At 71.7% G+C, this 14203-nt stretch carries 16 protein-coding genes; 5 read left to right on the forward strand and 11 right to left on the reverse strand.

The annotated features are described in order from the left end of the window. Nucleotides 1–33: 33 nt before the first annotated feature. From amaP to G3I78_RS19980, 5 genes are read right to left on the reverse strand one after another with little or no spacing between them, the layout of a single operon-like run. Entirely contained in the window at nucleotides 34–612 is a 579-nt protein-coding gene (amaP, locus tag G3I78_RS19960; protein ID WP_164426421.1) for an alkaline shock response membrane anchor protein AmaP, read from the reverse strand. 5 nt (nucleotides 613–617) lie between these two features. Further along, entirely contained in the window at nucleotides 618–1301 is a 684-nt protein-coding gene (locus tag G3I78_RS19965; protein ID WP_164426423.1) for a DUF6286 domain-containing protein, read from the reverse strand. Next, a complete protein-coding gene (locus G3I78_RS19970) occupies nucleotides 1298–1696 on the reverse strand; it encodes an Asp23/Gls24 family envelope stress response protein (protein WP_164426425.1) in 399 nt (132 codons plus the stop codon). The genes G3I78_RS19965 and G3I78_RS19970 overlap by 4 nt, the downstream gene beginning before the upstream one ends. Beyond that, nucleotides 1693–1887, reverse strand: a complete 195-nt coding sequence (locus tag G3I78_RS19975) for a hypothetical protein (protein ID WP_164426427.1) — start codon at nucleotides 1885–1887, stop codon at nucleotides 1693–1695. Before G3I78_RS19975 ends, G3I78_RS19970 begins: the two co-directional genes overlap by 4 nt. Before the next feature lie 36 nt (nucleotides 1888–1923). Continuing rightward, nucleotides 1924–2388 carry an Asp23/Gls24 family envelope stress response protein gene (locus tag G3I78_RS19980; protein WP_164426429.1) on the reverse strand — a complete coding sequence of 155 codons (465 nt, stop codon included), beginning with the start codon at nucleotides 2386–2388 and terminating at the stop codon, nucleotides 1924–1926. An 87-nt stretch (nucleotides 2389–2475) separates the two neighbouring features. Here G3I78_RS19980 and G3I78_RS19985 point away from each other — a divergent pair, with 87 nt between their 5' ends. Then, nucleotides 2476–3204: a nucleopolyhedrovirus P10 family protein gene (locus G3I78_RS19985; RefSeq protein WP_164426431.1), complete on the forward strand. Its 729-nt coding sequence runs from the start codon at nucleotides 2476–2478 to the stop codon at nucleotides 3202–3204. A gap of 46 nt (nucleotides 3205–3250) precedes the next feature. Here G3I78_RS19985 and G3I78_RS19990 read toward each other — a convergent pair whose 3' ends face one another. The 3 genes from G3I78_RS19990 to G3I78_RS20000 all read right to left on the reverse strand — a co-directional run bounded on the left by G3I78_RS19990 (nucleotide 3251) and on the right by G3I78_RS20000 (nucleotide 6352). Next, nucleotides 3251–4063: an enoyl-CoA hydratase/isomerase family protein gene (locus G3I78_RS19990; protein WP_164426434.1), complete on the reverse strand. Its 813-nt coding sequence runs from the start codon at nucleotides 4061–4063 to the stop codon at nucleotides 3251–3253. A gap of 116 nt (nucleotides 4064–4179) precedes the next feature. Then, nucleotides 4180–4401 carry a helix-turn-helix domain-containing protein gene (locus tag G3I78_RS19995; RefSeq protein WP_004002281.1) on the reverse strand — a complete coding sequence of 74 codons (222 nt, stop codon included), beginning with the start codon at nucleotides 4399–4401 and terminating at the stop codon, nucleotides 4180–4182. A gap of 352 nt (nucleotides 4402–4753) precedes the next feature. Beyond that, nucleotides 4754–6352 (reverse strand): ABC-F family ATP-binding cassette domain-containing protein, encoded by a 1599-nt coding sequence (locus G3I78_RS20000; RefSeq protein WP_164426436.1) that lies wholly within the window; start codon nucleotides 6350–6352, stop codon nucleotides 4754–4756. Between the two features lie 197 nt (nucleotides 6353–6549). Here G3I78_RS20000 and G3I78_RS20005 point away from each other — a divergent pair, with 197 nt between their 5' ends. Next, on the forward strand, nucleotides 6550–7440 hold the full coding sequence (locus G3I78_RS20005) for a neutral zinc metallopeptidase (RefSeq protein WP_164426438.1): 891 nt from the start codon (nucleotides 6550–6552) through the stop codon (nucleotides 7438–7440). A gap of 110 nt (nucleotides 7441–7550) precedes the next feature. Continuing rightward, a complete protein-coding gene (locus G3I78_RS20010; protein ID WP_164426440.1) occupies nucleotides 7551–7964 on the forward strand; it encodes a VOC family protein in 414 nt (137 codons plus the stop codon). Between the two features lies 1 nt (nucleotide 7965). Here the strand turns inward: G3I78_RS20010 and G3I78_RS20015 are convergent, their stop codons facing one another. The 3 genes from G3I78_RS20015 to G3I78_RS20025 all read right to left on the reverse strand — a co-directional run bounded on the left by G3I78_RS20015 (nucleotide 7966) and on the right by G3I78_RS20025 (nucleotide 11923). After that, nucleotides 7966–9363, reverse strand: coding sequence for a hypothetical protein (locus G3I78_RS20015; RefSeq protein WP_343243808.1), 1398 nt, complete (start codon nucleotides 9361–9363; stop codon nucleotides 7966–7968). Between the two features lie 192 nt (nucleotides 9364–9555). Continuing rightward, nucleotides 9556–10803 (reverse strand): alpha/beta hydrolase, encoded by a 1248-nt coding sequence (locus tag G3I78_RS20020; RefSeq protein WP_164426444.1) that lies wholly within the window; start codon nucleotides 10801–10803, stop codon nucleotides 9556–9558. Nucleotides 10804–11224: 421 nt separating this feature from the next. Next, the gene (locus G3I78_RS20025) at nucleotides 11225–11923 is read right to left on the reverse strand and encodes a class II aldolase/adducin family protein (protein ID WP_164426446.1); all 699 of its coding nucleotides are present in this window, start codon (nucleotides 11921–11923) and stop codon (nucleotides 11225–11227) included. A 193-nt stretch (nucleotides 11924–12116) separates the two neighbouring features. Here G3I78_RS20025 and G3I78_RS20030 point away from each other — a divergent pair, with 193 nt between their 5' ends. Continuing rightward, nucleotides 12117–12848, forward strand: a complete 732-nt coding sequence (locus G3I78_RS20030) for a lysozyme (RefSeq protein ID WP_164426448.1) — start codon at nucleotides 12117–12119, stop codon at nucleotides 12846–12848. A 99-nt stretch (nucleotides 12849–12947) separates the two neighbouring features. Beyond that, complete coding sequence (locus G3I78_RS20035) at nucleotides 12948–14186, forward strand: inorganic phosphate transporter (protein WP_164426450.1); 1239 nt, start codon at nucleotides 12948–12950, stop codon at nucleotides 14184–14186. Nucleotides 14187–14203: the final 17 nt, after the last annotated feature.

A 14203-nucleotide genomic window follows, 5' to 3' on the forward strand; every position in this document is an offset into this window, starting at 1 on the left:
TCGTCACGCAGTACCCCGCGCCCCTGAAAACTCTCAACTGACCCTTTCCGCTTTGTGCTTGACCCCTGTCATCCGTACCTCGGCCGGCAGTGACTCCAGCCCCGCTGAATTACGGGCGTGGGTCAGGGCTTCCGTCGTCAGGTGGTGCAGGGCCGTTCCCGGGTCCACGTGCGGTTCCAGGTGGAGGCGTACGTGGGTCTCGGGGGCGTCTGGGCGGCCGGTCAGGCCGACCTGGGCGCGCTGGACGCCGTCCAACTGGCCCGCGTCGCCCGCCAGTACGGCTTCCAGGGCGCGACCCCTCAGGAGCGCGCCCTCGCCGTCGCCCGTGTCGACGCGGACCTCGGTGAGCCGACGCCTGCGGAGGACCGCCGTGAGCCACCACAGGGCCAGGAGCACCACGAGGGCCAGTGCGGCGATGACCGTCGGCCACCACCAGCCGTCCCCGTCCCAGCGGGTGCGCTCGGTGTCGCTCAGCAGGACGTCGTCCTTGCCGTCGTGGATCCACCAGGAGGGCGGGGTGGCGCCGAGGCCGACGGCGAACACCGAGCCGCCCGCCACGAGGAGCAACAGGCCCACCAGGCCGATCAGTACGCGGTTCACGGCCCTGAGCATCGGCCTCAGCCCTTCTTCCGGGTGGTCCGCGCCACGTGCACCGAGAGGGCCGGGGGCCGGGCCAGGCCAAGTCCCCTGATCGCCTCGGTGAGGGTCACGTCCAAGTCGGCGCGTACGTCGTCCAGTTCGCGGAAGTGGGAGATCGCGCGGACGTCGGCCTTGGCCCGGCTCGCCCGTACCCGGACCGACTGGACCCCGGCGACTTCCATGGCCCGGTCGCGCAGCACCGTCGCGGCCGCGTCCCGGTGCAGCCCGGCGCGGACGTCGGGGTGGGTGCGGCGCATCGGGAGCACGGTGCGCAGGCCCGGTGTGACGGCCAGCAGGATCAGCCACAGGCCCAGAGCGGCGGCGACGCCCGCGCCGACCAGGACCCAGGTGTCGTCGAGGGGGCGCTGGGCGAGCTGGCGGGCCAGTTCGCGGCGCCAGTGCATGGCCGGCCTGTGAGCCCGGACGGCTGCGATGTCGTAGAGGAAGATCCCCGCCACGAGCAGGAGCAGGACGGCGGTGATCCCCGCCGGAACCTTGCGCGCCGACCAGAAGCGGTGCTCGCCGCCGCCCTCGCCGGTGAGCGCGGGGGGTGGTCCGTACGCGGCCGCCGACGCGGACCGGTCCAACTGGTCCTGGTCCGCCGTCCGTTCGATGACCGGCAGTCGTTGTGTGGTGCCCTCGGAGCCCTGGGACTCGCTCATCGCGTCCTCCCCTGTGCCGCGCCGTGCGCCTGTGCCGGGTGCAGCCGCTCGACCTGCACGGCGACCTCCGACACCTCCATGCCCACCAACGCGACTACCCGCTCGACCACTTGCTGACGCACCTCGCGGCAACGCGCACCGATGTCGCAGGGGTAGTCGAGTTCGAGGTGCATCCGGATCCGGGCGACCTCGTGGTGGACGACGACGGTGGCGTACGGGGGCGCGGCCTCGGCGGGAAGGGTGCCGAGCGCCTCGCGGGCCGCCTGTCCGGCGACCTTCGCGACCACCCGGTCGGCGATACGGGTCGCGCCGCGCTCGCCGGGCGGGACGACGGTCGCGGTCAGGGGTCCGCGGAGTTCGTCCGCCTCGCCGGCCGCGCTGCTCACGGAGGTCATCGCCGCCGGTCGCGCCGGTCGTCACGGGTGCGGAAGAAGTCGCCGACCTCCAGGTCCCCCTCCAGGAACCGGCCGACGACGAAACCGATGGCGCCCAGCGCCGCCACCAGCAGGAAGGCACCGAACCCGCCGAAATACCCGGCGAAGCCCAGTGCCATGCCGGCGATCATGCCGACCACGGCCATGCTCATCGTGCGCTCCTCAAGGTCCCTCGGGGTACGGCCCGGTCACTGGATGCGGGGTTCCGGCTCCTCGTCCTCCTCGTCGGGCAGCTTCACGTCGCTGACCGCGATGTTGACCTCGACGACCTCAAGGCCGGTCATGCGCTCCACGGCGGCCACGACGTTCTCCCGGACGGCCTTGGCCACGTCGGCGATCGAGACGCCGTAGTCGACGACGATCTCCAGGTCGAGCGCGGTCTGCACCTCGCCGACCTCGGCCTTGACCCCGCGGGTCACGGACTTCGAACCGCCGGGCACCCGGTCGCGCACGGCCCCGAAAGTACGGCTCAGTCCGCTGCCCATGGCGTGCACACCGAGGACGTCCCGGGCGGCGAGTCCGGCGATCTTCTCCACGACACCGTCGGCGATGGTGGTCCGCCCGCGGGTCGCCGGGTCCCCACCGCCGCGTTTGGTGGCCTTGCGGAGCTGTGCGGGCGTCTCCACGTCGGGGCTCTGCGTCATATCGGTCATCGCCGTACGTCCCTTTCGGTCGTCGTCCTTGGTCCACCGTAAGTGCGGTTGCGCGATCGTGCGCCGGAGATGCGGCAGGCTGGAGCAATGACGGCGGAGCAGTGGACGCGGACGGTGCGGCATCAGCTGGGGCTGGGCAGGCTGCTGCCCCTGGGCGGGCCGCGCGACGGCGCGTGGATCGCGGAGGAGGCGGCTCAGGCGGTGCTGCGGTCCGCCGTGGCCGCGCTGCCGGACGTACGGCTGGGCGCGCTGCGCATCGGGCTGGCCGATCCGGACGGCGCGCGGGAGTCCGCCGTACCGGCGCCGCCGAGCGCGCTGCCGCCCGGCCCGCTGCGGCTGGCGGCCGACTTCGAGGCCACGCCCGCCGAGCCGCTGCCGGTGACGGCGGAACGGCTGCGGACGGCGCTCGCCGGAACGGCCACGGACCTGCTGGGCCTCGATCTCGGCGAGGTCGACCTGAGGGTGACCGGGCTGCTGGACGAGGACACCGGACATTCGCCCGTACGACGTCCCGAACCGCCGCGTCCCCAGGAGGCGGGCCCCGGTGACGAGACCCTCGCGGCCGAGGCCGCTCTGGCGGTGCCCGGCGTGCGCGGTCTGACCGGGCTGCTGGGGCGCCCTGTGCACATCGGGGAGCAGGAGACCGGGGAGGGCTCGCTGCCGCGCCGCCATGTCCGCGTCGAGCTGGCGGTGGGCACGGACCGGCGGGCCCTGGACGTGGCCCGGGAGGTGCGGGCCTCGGTGGGAGAGGCGCTGGCGGACCGGCCGACGGTGGCGGTGCTGGTGACCGCCACCGTCCAGGCCGCTGCGGTCTGACCGCGGTCTGCTCGTAGGCCGCCGGGGTCCGACTGCGGTCTGCTCGCTACTCGCCGAGACCGGCCAGGTCCCGCAGTCGTCGGGTCTGGGCCGCCCGCTCGGCGCCGCGCTGCTCGTCGTAGGTGCGGTCCTGGGCGCCGCGCAGCAGCGCCTTGGTCTCGATGACCGCGTCGCGGGGAGCCGACAGGAGTGCGTCCGTCAGGTCCTTTATGGCGCCGTCGAGCTGGTCGAGGGGTACGGCGATGTTGGCGAGGCCGGTGCGCACGGCCTCCTCGGCCGTGACGAAGCGCCCGGTGGTGCAGATCTCCAGCGCCCGGGCGTAGCCGACGAGGCCCACCAGGGGGTGGGTGCCGGTGAGGTCGGGGACCAGGCCCAGGCTGGTCTCGCGCATGGCGAACTGCACGTCGTCGGCGACGACGCGCAGATCACAGGCGAGGGCCAGCTGGAAGCCCGCTCCGATGGCATGGCCCTGTACGGCGGCGATGGACACGACGTCACTCCGCCGCCACCAGGTGAAGCCCTCCTGGAACTCGGCGATGGCGGCGTCGAGTTCGGCGTCACCACTGCGGGCGAGGTCGATGAACGACGGCTCGCCCTCGATCCCCTCGGGCGTGAACATCTGCCGGTCGAGCCCGGCGGAGAAGGACTTGCCTTCGCCACGCAGCACCACGACCCGGACGGAGCCCGGCAGCAGCCGACCCGCCTCGCCGAGCGCGCGCCACAGAGCGGGGCTCTGCGCATTGCGCTTGGCCGGGTTGGTCAGCGTCACCGTGGCGAGGGTGTCCTCGACGGTGAGCCGTACGCCGTCCTTGTCGAGCAGGGGAACTAGTTCCTGGCCATCCTGGCTGGACGTAGCCATGGGGCGCCTCCGATGGGTGCGGTCAGCAGAGCGAAGCTAAGTGACTGCACAGTAACCACCCGGTCGATCGGTCGACCGACCGGGTGGCCACCATCGAAGCCGATGGGCCGCCCGGTTCAGGACGATGCGGCCTTCTTGCCCCGCGTCGCTCCGCCACGCCCACGCAGCGTGACGCCCGATTCGCTGAGCATCCGGTGTACGAAGCCATACGAGCGGCCGGTTTCCTCGGCCAGTGCCCGAATGCTCGCACCGGAGTCGTACTTCTTCTTCAGGTCTGCCGCGAGCTTGTCGCGCGCGGCGCCGGTTACCCGGCTGCCCTTCTTCAGAGTCTCGGCCACCCGTGCCTCCTCATGGGAAGTGCGCTCTGGTCTCCTCATGATCACCCCTCCAGGCGTTCATGGCCACCCATTCGGCAAGGTCCGTAAGACATGGTTTTGACGACAGGAGCGAGTCCCCACATACGGAATCTGTGATTCCATCCGGGCACGTTCGTACCGCCGAACGGGTTCTTTTGTGAAGTGCCAGGTCAGAGACGCGCGACGGCCGAGCCCCCGTCGATAAAGGGCTCGGCCGCGAAATGGATGTAGGACACACTTCGGTACGAGGAGATCTCACACAGATGATGGATCACGGATCGGCCGAATGATCCATACGCCGTGGATCACGCTTTCGATCACGCGCCGCTGACGCTCAGGCCAGGGCGACGAGATCCGCGTAGTCGGCGCCCCACAGGTCCTCGATGCCGTCCGGCAGCAGGATGATCCGCTCCGGCTGGAGCGCCTCGACCGCGCCCTCGTCGTGGGTCACCAGGATCACCGCGCCCTTGTAGGTGCTCAGCGCGCCGAGGATCTCCGCGCGGCTGGCCAGGTCGAGGTTGTTGGTGGGCTCGTCGAGCAGCAGGACGTTGGCCGAGGAGACGACCAGGGTGGCCAGTGCCAGCCGGGTCTTCTCGCCGCCGGAGAGGACCCCGGCCGGCTTGTCGACGTCGTCGCCGGAGAACAGGAACGAGCCGAGCGTCTTGCGCACCTCGACGAGGTCGAGGTCGGGGGCCGCCGAGCGCATGTTCTCCAGCACGGTGCGCTCGGGGTCCAGGGTCTCGTGCTCCTGGGCGTAGTAGCCGAGCTTGAGGCCGTGACCGGGCACGACCGCACCGGTGTCGGGCTGCTCGGTGCCGGCCAGCAGACGCAGCAGGGTCGTCTTGCCCGCGCCGTTGAGGCCCAGGATGACCACGCGGGAGCCCTTGTCGATGGCCAGGTCGACGTCGGTGAAGATCTCCAGCGAGCCGTACGACTTCGACAGGCCCTCCGCCATCAGCGGGGTCTTCCCGCAGGGCGCGGGCTCGGGGAAGCGCAGCTTGGCGACCTTGTCCTGCTTGCGCACCGCCTCCAGGCCGGAGAGGAGCTTGTCGGCGCGCTTGGCCATGTTCTGCGCGGCGACCGTCTTGGTGGCCTTGGCGCGCATCTTGTCGGCCTGCGAGTGCAGCGCGGCGGCCTTCTTCTCGGCGTTCTGCCGCTCGCGCTTCCTGCGCTTCTCGTCGGCCTCGCGCTGCTGCTGGTAGAGCTTCCAGCCCATGTTGTAGACGTCGATCTGGGCGCGGTTGGCGTCCAGGTAGAACACCTTGTTGACGACCGTCTCGACCAGGTCGGCGTCGTGGGAGATCACGATGAAGCCGCCGCGGTAGGTCTTGAGGTAGTCCCGCAGCCAGACGATCGAGTCGGCGTCGAGGTGGTTGGTCGGCTCGTCGAGGAGCAGGGTGTCGGCGTCGGAGAAGAGGATCCGGGCCAGTTCGATACGGCGGCGCTGACCGCCGGAGAGGGTGTGCAGGGGCTGGCCCAGCACCCGGTCGGGGAGGTTCAGCGCGGCGGCGATGGTGGCGGCGTCGGCCTCGGCGGCGTACCCGCCCTTGGTGAGGAACTCCGTCTCCTGGCGCTCGTACTGGCGCAGGGCCTTCTCGCGGGTGGCGCCCTGGCCGTTCGCGATCCGCTGTTCGTTGTCCCGCATCTTCTTCAGCAGGACGTCGAGGCCGCGCGCGGAGAGGATGCGGTCGCGGGCGAGCACGTCGAGGTCGCCGGTGCGGGGGTCCTGGGGGAGGTAGCCGACCTCGCCGGAGCGGGTGATCTGGCCCGCGGCGGGGATGCCCTCGCCGGCGAGGCACTTGGTCAGCGTGGTCTTCCCCGCGCCGTTGCGTCCGACCAGGCCGATGCGGTCGCCCTTGGCGACTCGGAAGGTGGCGGACTCGATGAGGACTCGGGCGCCGGCGCGCAGCTCGATACCGGAGGCGGAGATCACGGACAGACTCCAGGGCGGGTTGGTGGCGGGATGGGCGGCTGAGGACGTTCCCGCCGTCTAATGCGCGAGGAGAATGGCCATGGGCCAAGTCTAACGGGGGCGTGCAAGCACTTTTTCTTGGTTCGGGTGTTCGGTTGGTCTCCCTCGTTCGGGTCAGCGTCCGCGCCCGGGCCGGTGTGCCGGGCGACGATGGCCGCATGCAGTTCGACGACGACGCGAGGCTCGACACATCCGAGGTGCAGGACGTGCGGGGCAGCCGCATTCCCGGCGGCAAGGCGACCGTCGGCGGTGGCCTCGCCGGCCTGATCGCGCTGGTCCTCGGTCTCCTCCTCGGCGTCGGGCCGGACCAGCTCGGTCTCAGCGACGGCGGCGGACAACCCGCGGCCACGGCGTCCGGCCTGGCGCAGGTGCAGCGGAGCTGCCGGACCGGCCAGGACGCGAACACCCGCGACGACTGCCGAATGGTCGCGGTGGTCAACAGCGTGCAGGACTTCTGGGACCAGGAGTTCGCGCGGCGCGGCGGTTCGTACACGAGATCGCCGACGGTCTTCTTCAGTCAGCGGGTCGGCACCGCGTGCGGCTCGGCGACCTCGGCGGTCGGGCCGTTCTACTGCCCGGGCGACCGGAAGGTCTATCTGGACCTCGGGTTCTTCGACGAACTGCGCTCCAAGTTCGGCGCCAGTGGCGGGCCGTTCGCGCAGGCGTACGTGGTGGCGCACGAGTACGGCCACCACGTGCAGGACCTGATGGGCACGCTGAGCCGGTCCCAGGACGGGCGCACGGGCGCGGACAGCAACGCGGTGAAGGTGGAGCTCCAGGCGGACTGCTACGCCGGGGTGTGGGCGCGTCACGCGACCACCACCAAGGACGAGTCGACCGGGCGGCCGCTGATCACCAGCCTCACCGAGGCCGACATCGCCGAGGGCCTGGACGCGGCGGCGGCCGTCGGCGACGACCGGATCCAGGCGCGGTACCAGGGCCGGGTGACCCCGGAGTCGTGGACGCACGGGTCGGCCGAGCAGCGGCAGCAGTGGTTCCGGGAGGGGTACCGGAGCGGGGACATGGGGCGGTGCAACACGTTCCGGTGACAGGCCGGGGTTTTGTGCGCGGGTCCGGTGGCCGGGCCGTTGTCAGTGGTCGCTGCGAGACTGGTGCACGGATCGATTTCCGGCTTTTCGGCCACGAGGGAGTGATCGGTATGACGGGGACAGGCGGTGGGCGTCCGAGTATCTACCCGACGCTGCTGTACACCGACGCCAAGGCGGCGATCAAGCAACTGACCGAGGCCTTCGGCTTCACCGAGCTCGCGGTGTACGAGGGCGAGGACGGCCTGGTGGCACACGCCGAGCTGACGCAGGGCAGCGGCGCGGTGATGCTCGGCTCGAAGGGCACCGGCAGCGCCTACGACAAGCTGATGCGGGACGCGGGCCCGGTCGGGGTGTACGTCGTCGTGGACGACGTCGACGCACACCACCGCCGCGCCGTGGAGCACGGCGCGGAGATCCTGATGCCCCCGACCGACCAGGACTACGGCTCCCGGGACTACATGGCCCGGGACACCGAGGGCAACATCTGGAGCTTCGGTACCTACGCCCCGGAGATACCCGCCTGACTCACCCTCCGGTGTGCACCTGGAAGGCGGCCCGGCGGACGGCCTTGGCGAGGGCCGGGTCGGGGTGCGCGGCGGCGAGGGCGACCAGGACCTGCACGGTGCGCGGGTGGCCGACGGCCCGGACCTCGGCGAGGAGCGCGGGGACGGTCGGCTGGAGCGCGGACTCCAGGTGGCGGACCAGCATCGGGGCCTCGCCGTGGTCGGCGACGGCGGCCGCGGTGTCGACCCACAGCCAGGTGGCCTCCTCCCGGGTGAGGACCTCGTGGGCGTCCTCGGGGTCGATCCCGTCGTGCTCGGCCAGCCACAGCAGGGCGTACGGGCGCAGGGTGGAGTCGTCGGCCACGGAGCGGACGTCGGGCTCGGCGGGGGCGCCGACGACCCGCAGGGCTTCGAAGGCGAGGCCGCGCAGCAGGGCGTCGTCGCCGCGGGCGGCGCCGAGCAGTTCGGTGACGGCGCTGCCGACGGGGCGGGCGGCGAGCCAGGCTCTGTACTCGGCGCGGGCCGCGTTGGGGCGGAGCTGGGCGCAGCCGCGGAGCATCTCGTCGGCGGCGACCTCGATGTTGCCGGCCGGGCTCTGCGCGGCGACGCAGATCTGCTCCAGCTTGACCCACACCGCCCAGCTGCCGAGCGGGGTGAGGGTGGCCTGGCCGTCGCCGTAGGTCAGGGCACCGACGGAGGCGAGGGCGTGCAGGGACCAGTCGAGGAGGGGGGCGAGGGGGGCGTCCGCCGCCGCGGGCTCCTCCACGGGCTCCGGCTGGGGGCCGTAGGGGATCTCGCAGCGCTCGGTGCGCAGTTCGGTGACGCGCTGCTCCAGGAGGTCCAGGAGCTGCTCGACGGGGACCGGTCCGGCCGACAGCTGGAGGAAGGAGAGCACCTGCGGCATGGCCGAGACGACCTCGGCGACGGCGGCGGGCTCGCGGTCGGTGGGCTCCGGGGAGGCCAGCGACCAGGCGTCGAAGAGCGCGACCCAGCCGCGCAGCACCGCGCTGTCGTCGCGGTCCCAGGCGCGCAGCCGCCAGCCCGGGCGGGCGCTGTCGCCGTGCACCTCGACGAGACCGGCGAGGCGGGCGGTGTCCCAGTCGGCGCGGATCTGAGCGGCGCTCAGGCCGAGATCCTCGGCGGCGCGCCGGGCGGTCTCGTCGGAGAGCGTGCCCTTGCCGTCGGAGCCCGTGCCGTCCCTGCCGGGGCGCAGGGCGTCGTCGGCCCAGTGCGCGACACGGGCCGCGTCGGCGAGTCCGGAGCGCGCCATTCTGGCCAGTTCCGCGGGGGCCGGGGTGCCCTCCGGGGGGCGGGGTGCGGGGCGGCGTGGGCGCCGTTGGTTCACAGCTGAGGGGGCGGCGGCCAGGGGTCGCGGGCGGACGAGTCGAAGCCTGGAGTCGCGCGGGATACGGGACGTCACGGGTGCAGTCTTCCGGTTGACGGTCCGAAAACCCAAACGGAATGTCACGGCGGGCGCGGGGGATGGCCGGTGCCGGGGCCGTGCGGAGGGGCATACGCCGAGATCAGGCCAGTAGTACGGGCTTAAACGGAAGGTTCGGGGCCGGGGTGGGAGCGAGGTGGGGAACGGGGCGGGGAACAGGGTGCCGGGTGGTCACATCAGGGGGGTGAGGAAGCGGCGCAGTGTCTCTTCGTAGGCGCGGGGGTCGGCGTTCCACATCGCGGCGTGGGGGGCCTGGTGGACCGGGTGGAGGGTGATTCGGTCGGGGTGGGCCGCGGCGAGGTGGCGGGAGAGGGTCCAGGGGGCTACGAGGTCGTCGGGGCCGTGGAAGATCAGGGTGGGGGGTGGTGGGGGGTGGGGTGACGGCGGGGGTGTGGGTGGGGTCGGTGGTGTCGGTGCGGGGTGGTTGGTGGTGGGGTGGGGGGTGGTGGGGTGGTCGGGGGTTGTTTCGGTGTACGGCGGTGTTCGGTCTGCGTACAGGCCGAAGTTGTCGCTGGGGAGGCCGGTGCGGCCCTGGGCCGCTCGGACCGCGAGGGGGAGGAGGGGGCCGGGGGTGTGGCGGGCCGCGGCGAGGGCTCGCAGGGTGCGTTCCCAGCTGAGGACCGGGGAGTCCAGGACCAGTCCCTTGACCCGGTCGCGGAGGGGGGAGCGGGCGGTTGCGCGCAGGGCCATGGTGGCGCCTGTGGACCAGCCCAGCAGGACGAGTTGGCGGGCGCCCTGCTGGACCGCGTGGCGCATCGCGGCGTCCAGGTCCCGCCACTCGGTCTCGCCGAAGTGGTGCAGGCCGTCCGGGGAGCGGGGGGCGCCCTCGTCGCCTCGGTACGTCGGGGTGAGGACCGGGAAGCGGTGGTGGTGCAGGAACTCCATCACGTTCAGGGCGTGTTCGCGGGTGGCGCCCAGGCCGTGGACCGTGATCACCCAGGTGTCGCGGACGCCGGGGACGAACCATGCGGGGAGGGGGCCGAGTTCGCCCACGATGTCGATGTCGGTGTGGTCGAGGCCGAGGGCGGAGCTCGGGTCTCCGACGTGGACGTTCGGGGTGAGCCGGACCTTGTCGCCGGGGTGCAGGGTGCCGGTGACGTGGTCCAGGCGGCGGACGACGGTGTCGGCGGAGTGGGGTTCCGTGGGGAGTACCGGGCCTACTCGGGCGTGGGTGTCGTCGCCGGTGAGGCCGTAGGTGCCGGGGCGTAGGGCGGCGAGGTCTCTTGTGAGGGTGATGCGGCCGGGGGTGGTGGCGTGCACGGTGAGGTCGGGGTCGCCGGGGAAGGGGGTGCCGGGGGGTGCCTTCAGGGCGGCGTTGCTGGCGATTCTGCCGGCGACGATGCCGGCTGCGGCTGCGGCTGCTGCGGCGGCGGCGAGGGTTGCGGTGACGGCTGTGGCCGTCGCTTTGAGACTGCGCACGTTGTTCAGTGTCGCGGTGGGGGTGGGGTGGGGCCAGTGGGCGGGGGCGTTTGGTGGGTGGGTGCGGGTGCGGTGGGGGCGGGCGTTTTGCGCAGTTCCCCGCGCCCCTGAGGCCTGCGGCGGCCCGCTCGGCCCCGGTGGGGCCTGCTGTAGCGCGTTGCGTCCGGTGGTGGGGTCGGGGCCGGGGTGGGGGGTATCCGTCCTCGGTCCGGCGGCTCGGTCCCTTGTAGGAGGTGCTCGGTTATGGACGCCGGCCGCTGCGGGCGGACACCCCCCACCCCGTCCCCTGCGCGCCGTACGCGGCCAACGGCCCATCGTGGCGCACGTCAGGTGCAACCCCCCAGGGGCGCGGGGAACTGCGCGACCAGCCACGACGCACCCGCACACGCCCCACAACCGAACCCGGCACCCCCTCAGGCGCTCACCGCTGCCCATACCCCCGCAACCGCTCCCCCGCCTCCGCCACCTGTTCCTCCGTCAGGAGGTGTGGGGTCAGGTTCGGGAGTGAGCGGGCTGTCAGCCAGAGGTGGCACATCCATTCCAGTTGGGCTGTGCGGTCGTAGGCCTGGGAGAGGGTGTGGCCGTGGGTGATGGTGCCGTGGTTCTGGAGGAGGCAGGCTGAGCGGTCGGTGAGGGCTTGGAGCATGTTCTCGGCCAACTCGGGGGTGCCGTAGGTGGCGTAGGGGGCTACTCGGACCGCTCCGCCGAGGGCGCCGGACATGTAGTGGATGGCGGGGAGTTCGGGGACGAGGGTGGAGACGGCCGTGGCGTGGACGGCGTGGGTGTGGACGACCGCGCGGGCGTCGGTGTGGTGGTAGATCGCGAGGTGCATGGGGAGTTCGCTCGTCGGGACCAGGGTGCCGAGGAGCTGGCGGCCGTCGAGGTCGACGCCGGTCACGTCGTCCGGGGTGAGGCGGTCGTAGGGGACGCCGGAGGGGGTGACCAGGACGGTGTCGCCGACTCGGACCGAGACGTTGCCGGAGGTTCCGACGACCAGGCCGTCGGTGACGGTGCGGCGGGCCGTGTCGACCAGTTCGGACCAGGCCTCGGCCTCCTCGGGGCGTACGCCTCTGCCCCATGATGCGAACGCGTCCCGTGAGTCCTGCTGTTCCTCAGCCATGCGCTGATCCTGTCAGCCGGAGTGCCGCGCCGGTGTGGGGCGGGGCACTTTATGGCGCAAGCCGGGGTTTTGGAAGGGCGTGTTTGCTGGTGTGCGCCCCTCTTGTGCTGCTTGGCCGGAGATCGCCCGCAATTCGATGATCTTCCAGTAATCTCTGGGCTTTGTTGTGCGCGACGCCATTCCGGGGGGACACATGGCCCGTCACCGAACCCGCACCCTGGCCCTGTCCATGGTCACGCTCGCCGTGGGAGGTGTCGCGCTCGCCGAGACGCCGGTCTCGGCGGCGAGCCTGCCCAAGGGGCACGACGTCTCTTCCCATCAGAAGAACGTCGACTGGCGGAAGGCCAGGGCGAAGGGCGCCGAGTTCGTCTACGTCAAGGCGACCGAGTCGACCGACTACCGCAATCCGCACTTCGGGCAGCAGTACAACGGGGCGCGTGACGCGGGGATCATCCGCGGGGCGTACCACTTCGCGCTGCCGGACAAGTCGTCGGGCAAGGCGCAGGCCGCGTACTTCGTGCGCAACGGCGGTGCCTGGTCGGCGGACGGCTGGACGCTGCCGCCCGCGCTCGACATCGAGTACAACCCGTACGACAAGAAGCACAAGTGCTACAGCATGAGCAAGGCGAAGATGGTCGGCTGGATCAAGTCGTTCAGCGGTGAGGTGAAGCGGCTCACCGGGCGGCGTCCGGTGATCTACACGACCGCCCACTGGTGGAACACCTGCACGGGCGGCAGCGGTGCCTTCGCCGCCGACCACGCGCTCTGGGTGGCCCGCTACAACTCCGCGGACGCGGGGGCGCTGCCCGGCGGATGGTCGTACTGGACGATCTGGCAGTACGACAACGGCGGGAGCCTGCCGGGTGATCAGAATCTCTTCAACGGGTCCGCGAGTCAGCTGAAGAGGTTCGCCAGAGGGACCTAGCCCACCATGGACATCACGTAGACCCTCTCAGTTCATCTTCCGTTTACCCAGGTTACTTACGGTCGTCCGGCTGATGACCTCAAAAGATTGCCTGGGTAAATGGAAAACTTCTCGCTGATCCTCGCGATTGTGGTGATCACCGCCCTCGCGTTCGATTTCACGAACGGTTTCCACGACACCGCCAACGCGATGGCCACCACCATCTCGACCGGTGCACTCAAGCCCAAGGTCGCGGTGGCCATGTCCGCCGTGCTGAACCTTGTGGGCGCCTTCCTCTCCGTGGAGGTCGCCAACACGATCTCCAAGGGTCTCGTCGACGAGACCGGCATCCGTCCCGAAGTCATCTTCGCCGCCCTGGTGGGCGCGATCCTCTGGAATCTGCTGACGTGGCTGGTGGGCCTGCCCTCCAGTTCCTCGCACGCCCTGATGGGCGGTCTGATCGGCGCCACCATCGCCTCGGCGGGTATGGGCGCGGTCCACGGTGACGCGCTGGTCACCAAGGTCCTGATCCCGGCGATCGCCGCCCCGATCGTCGCGGGCGTCGCCGCCATGCTGGCCACCCGGCTCTCCTACTCCCTGGGCAAGAAGGCCGACGGAAAGGCCGCCGCGAAGGGCTACCGCACCGGCCAGATCGCCTCGGCCGGGCTGGTCTCGCTGGCGCACGGCACCAACGACGCGCAGAAGACGATGGGCATCATCACCCTCGCCCTGGTCGCCGGCGGTGTCGTCGCCCCCGACTCCGACCCGCCCACCTGGGTCATCCTCTCCGCGGGTCTCGCCATCGCGCTGGGCACCTACCTCGGCGGCTGGCGGATCATCCGCACCATGGGCAAGGGCCTGACCGACCTCCAGCCGCAGCAGGGCTTCGCCGCCCAGACCAGCGCGGCCACCGTCATCCTCGCCTCCTCCCACCTCGGCTTCTCCCTCTCCACCACGCACTCCGTGTCCGGCGCGGTGATGGGCGCGGGCCTCGGCCGCAAGGGCGGGGTCGTCCGCTGGTCCACGGCCACCCGGATGTTCGTCGCCTGGGGCCTGACGCTCCCGGCGGCGGCCCTGGTCGGCGCGCTGGCCGAATCGGTCACCGACCTCGGCGACTGGGGCACGGCGGTCGTGGCGCTCTTCCTCGTCGCCTCCAGCGCGGCGATCTGGAAGATCTCGCGGCGCGAGGTCGTGGACGCGTCCAACGTCAACGAGAGCGAGGAGCCGGCCGGTGTGGTGACCACGGCGATCGCCGCCGTGGCCCCGCCGCCCGCGGGCCAGGTGACCGAGGACCTCACGGCCACCATCCCGGCCCCGCCCGCCACCACGGAACCGGCCGCCCCGCCGGCCGCCGTCTGAGCCCCGGTTACAGAGGA

The sequence above is a fragment of the Streptomyces sp. SID13726 genome (genome assembly GCF_010548375.1).
GTDB lineage: Bacteria > Actinomycetota > Actinomycetes > Streptomycetales > Streptomycetaceae > Streptomyces.

Excerpts from the sequence above, each read along its gene's own strand:
- amaP (WP_164426421.1), bottom strand. The coding sequence starts at position 612 with ATGCTCAGGGCCGTGAACCGCGTACTGATCGGCCTGGTGGGCCTGTTG.
- G3I78_RS19965 (WP_164426423.1), bottom strand. The coding sequence starts at position 1,301 with ATGAGCGAGTCCCAGGGCTCCGAGGGCACCACACAACGACTGCCGGTC.
- G3I78_RS19970 (WP_164426425.1), bottom strand. The coding sequence starts at position 1,696 with ATGACCTCCGTGAGCAGCGCGGCCGGCGAGGCGGACGAACTCCGCGGA.
- G3I78_RS19975 (WP_164426427.1), bottom strand. The coding sequence starts at position 1,887 with ATGAGCATGGCCGTGGTCGGCATGATCGCCGGCATGGCACTGGGCTTC.
- G3I78_RS19980 (WP_164426429.1), bottom strand. The coding sequence starts at position 2,388 with ATGACCGATATGACGCAGAGCCCCGACGTGGAGACGCCCGCACAGCTC.
- G3I78_RS19985 (WP_164426431.1), top strand. The coding sequence starts at position 2,476 with ATGACGGCGGAGCAGTGGACGCGGACGGTGCGGCATCAGCTGGGGCTG.
- G3I78_RS19990 (WP_164426434.1), bottom strand. The coding sequence starts at position 4,063 with ATGGCTACGTCCAGCCAGGATGGCCAGGAACTAGTTCCCCTGCTCGAC.
- G3I78_RS20005 (WP_164426438.1), top strand. The coding sequence starts at position 6,550 with ATGCAGTTCGACGACGACGCGAGGCTCGACACATCCGAGGTGCAGGAC.
- G3I78_RS20010 (WP_164426440.1), top strand. The coding sequence starts at position 7,551 with ATGACGGGGACAGGCGGTGGGCGTCCGAGTATCTACCCGACGCTGCTG.
- G3I78_RS20025 (WP_164426446.1), bottom strand. The coding sequence starts at position 11,923 with ATGGCTGAGGAACAGCAGGACTCACGGGACGCGTTCGCATCATGGGGC.
- G3I78_RS20030 (WP_164426448.1), top strand. The coding sequence starts at position 12,117 with ATGGCCCGTCACCGAACCCGCACCCTGGCCCTGTCCATGGTCACGCTC.
- G3I78_RS20035 (WP_164426450.1), top strand. The coding sequence starts at position 12,948 with ATGGAAAACTTCTCGCTGATCCTCGCGATTGTGGTGATCACCGCCCTC.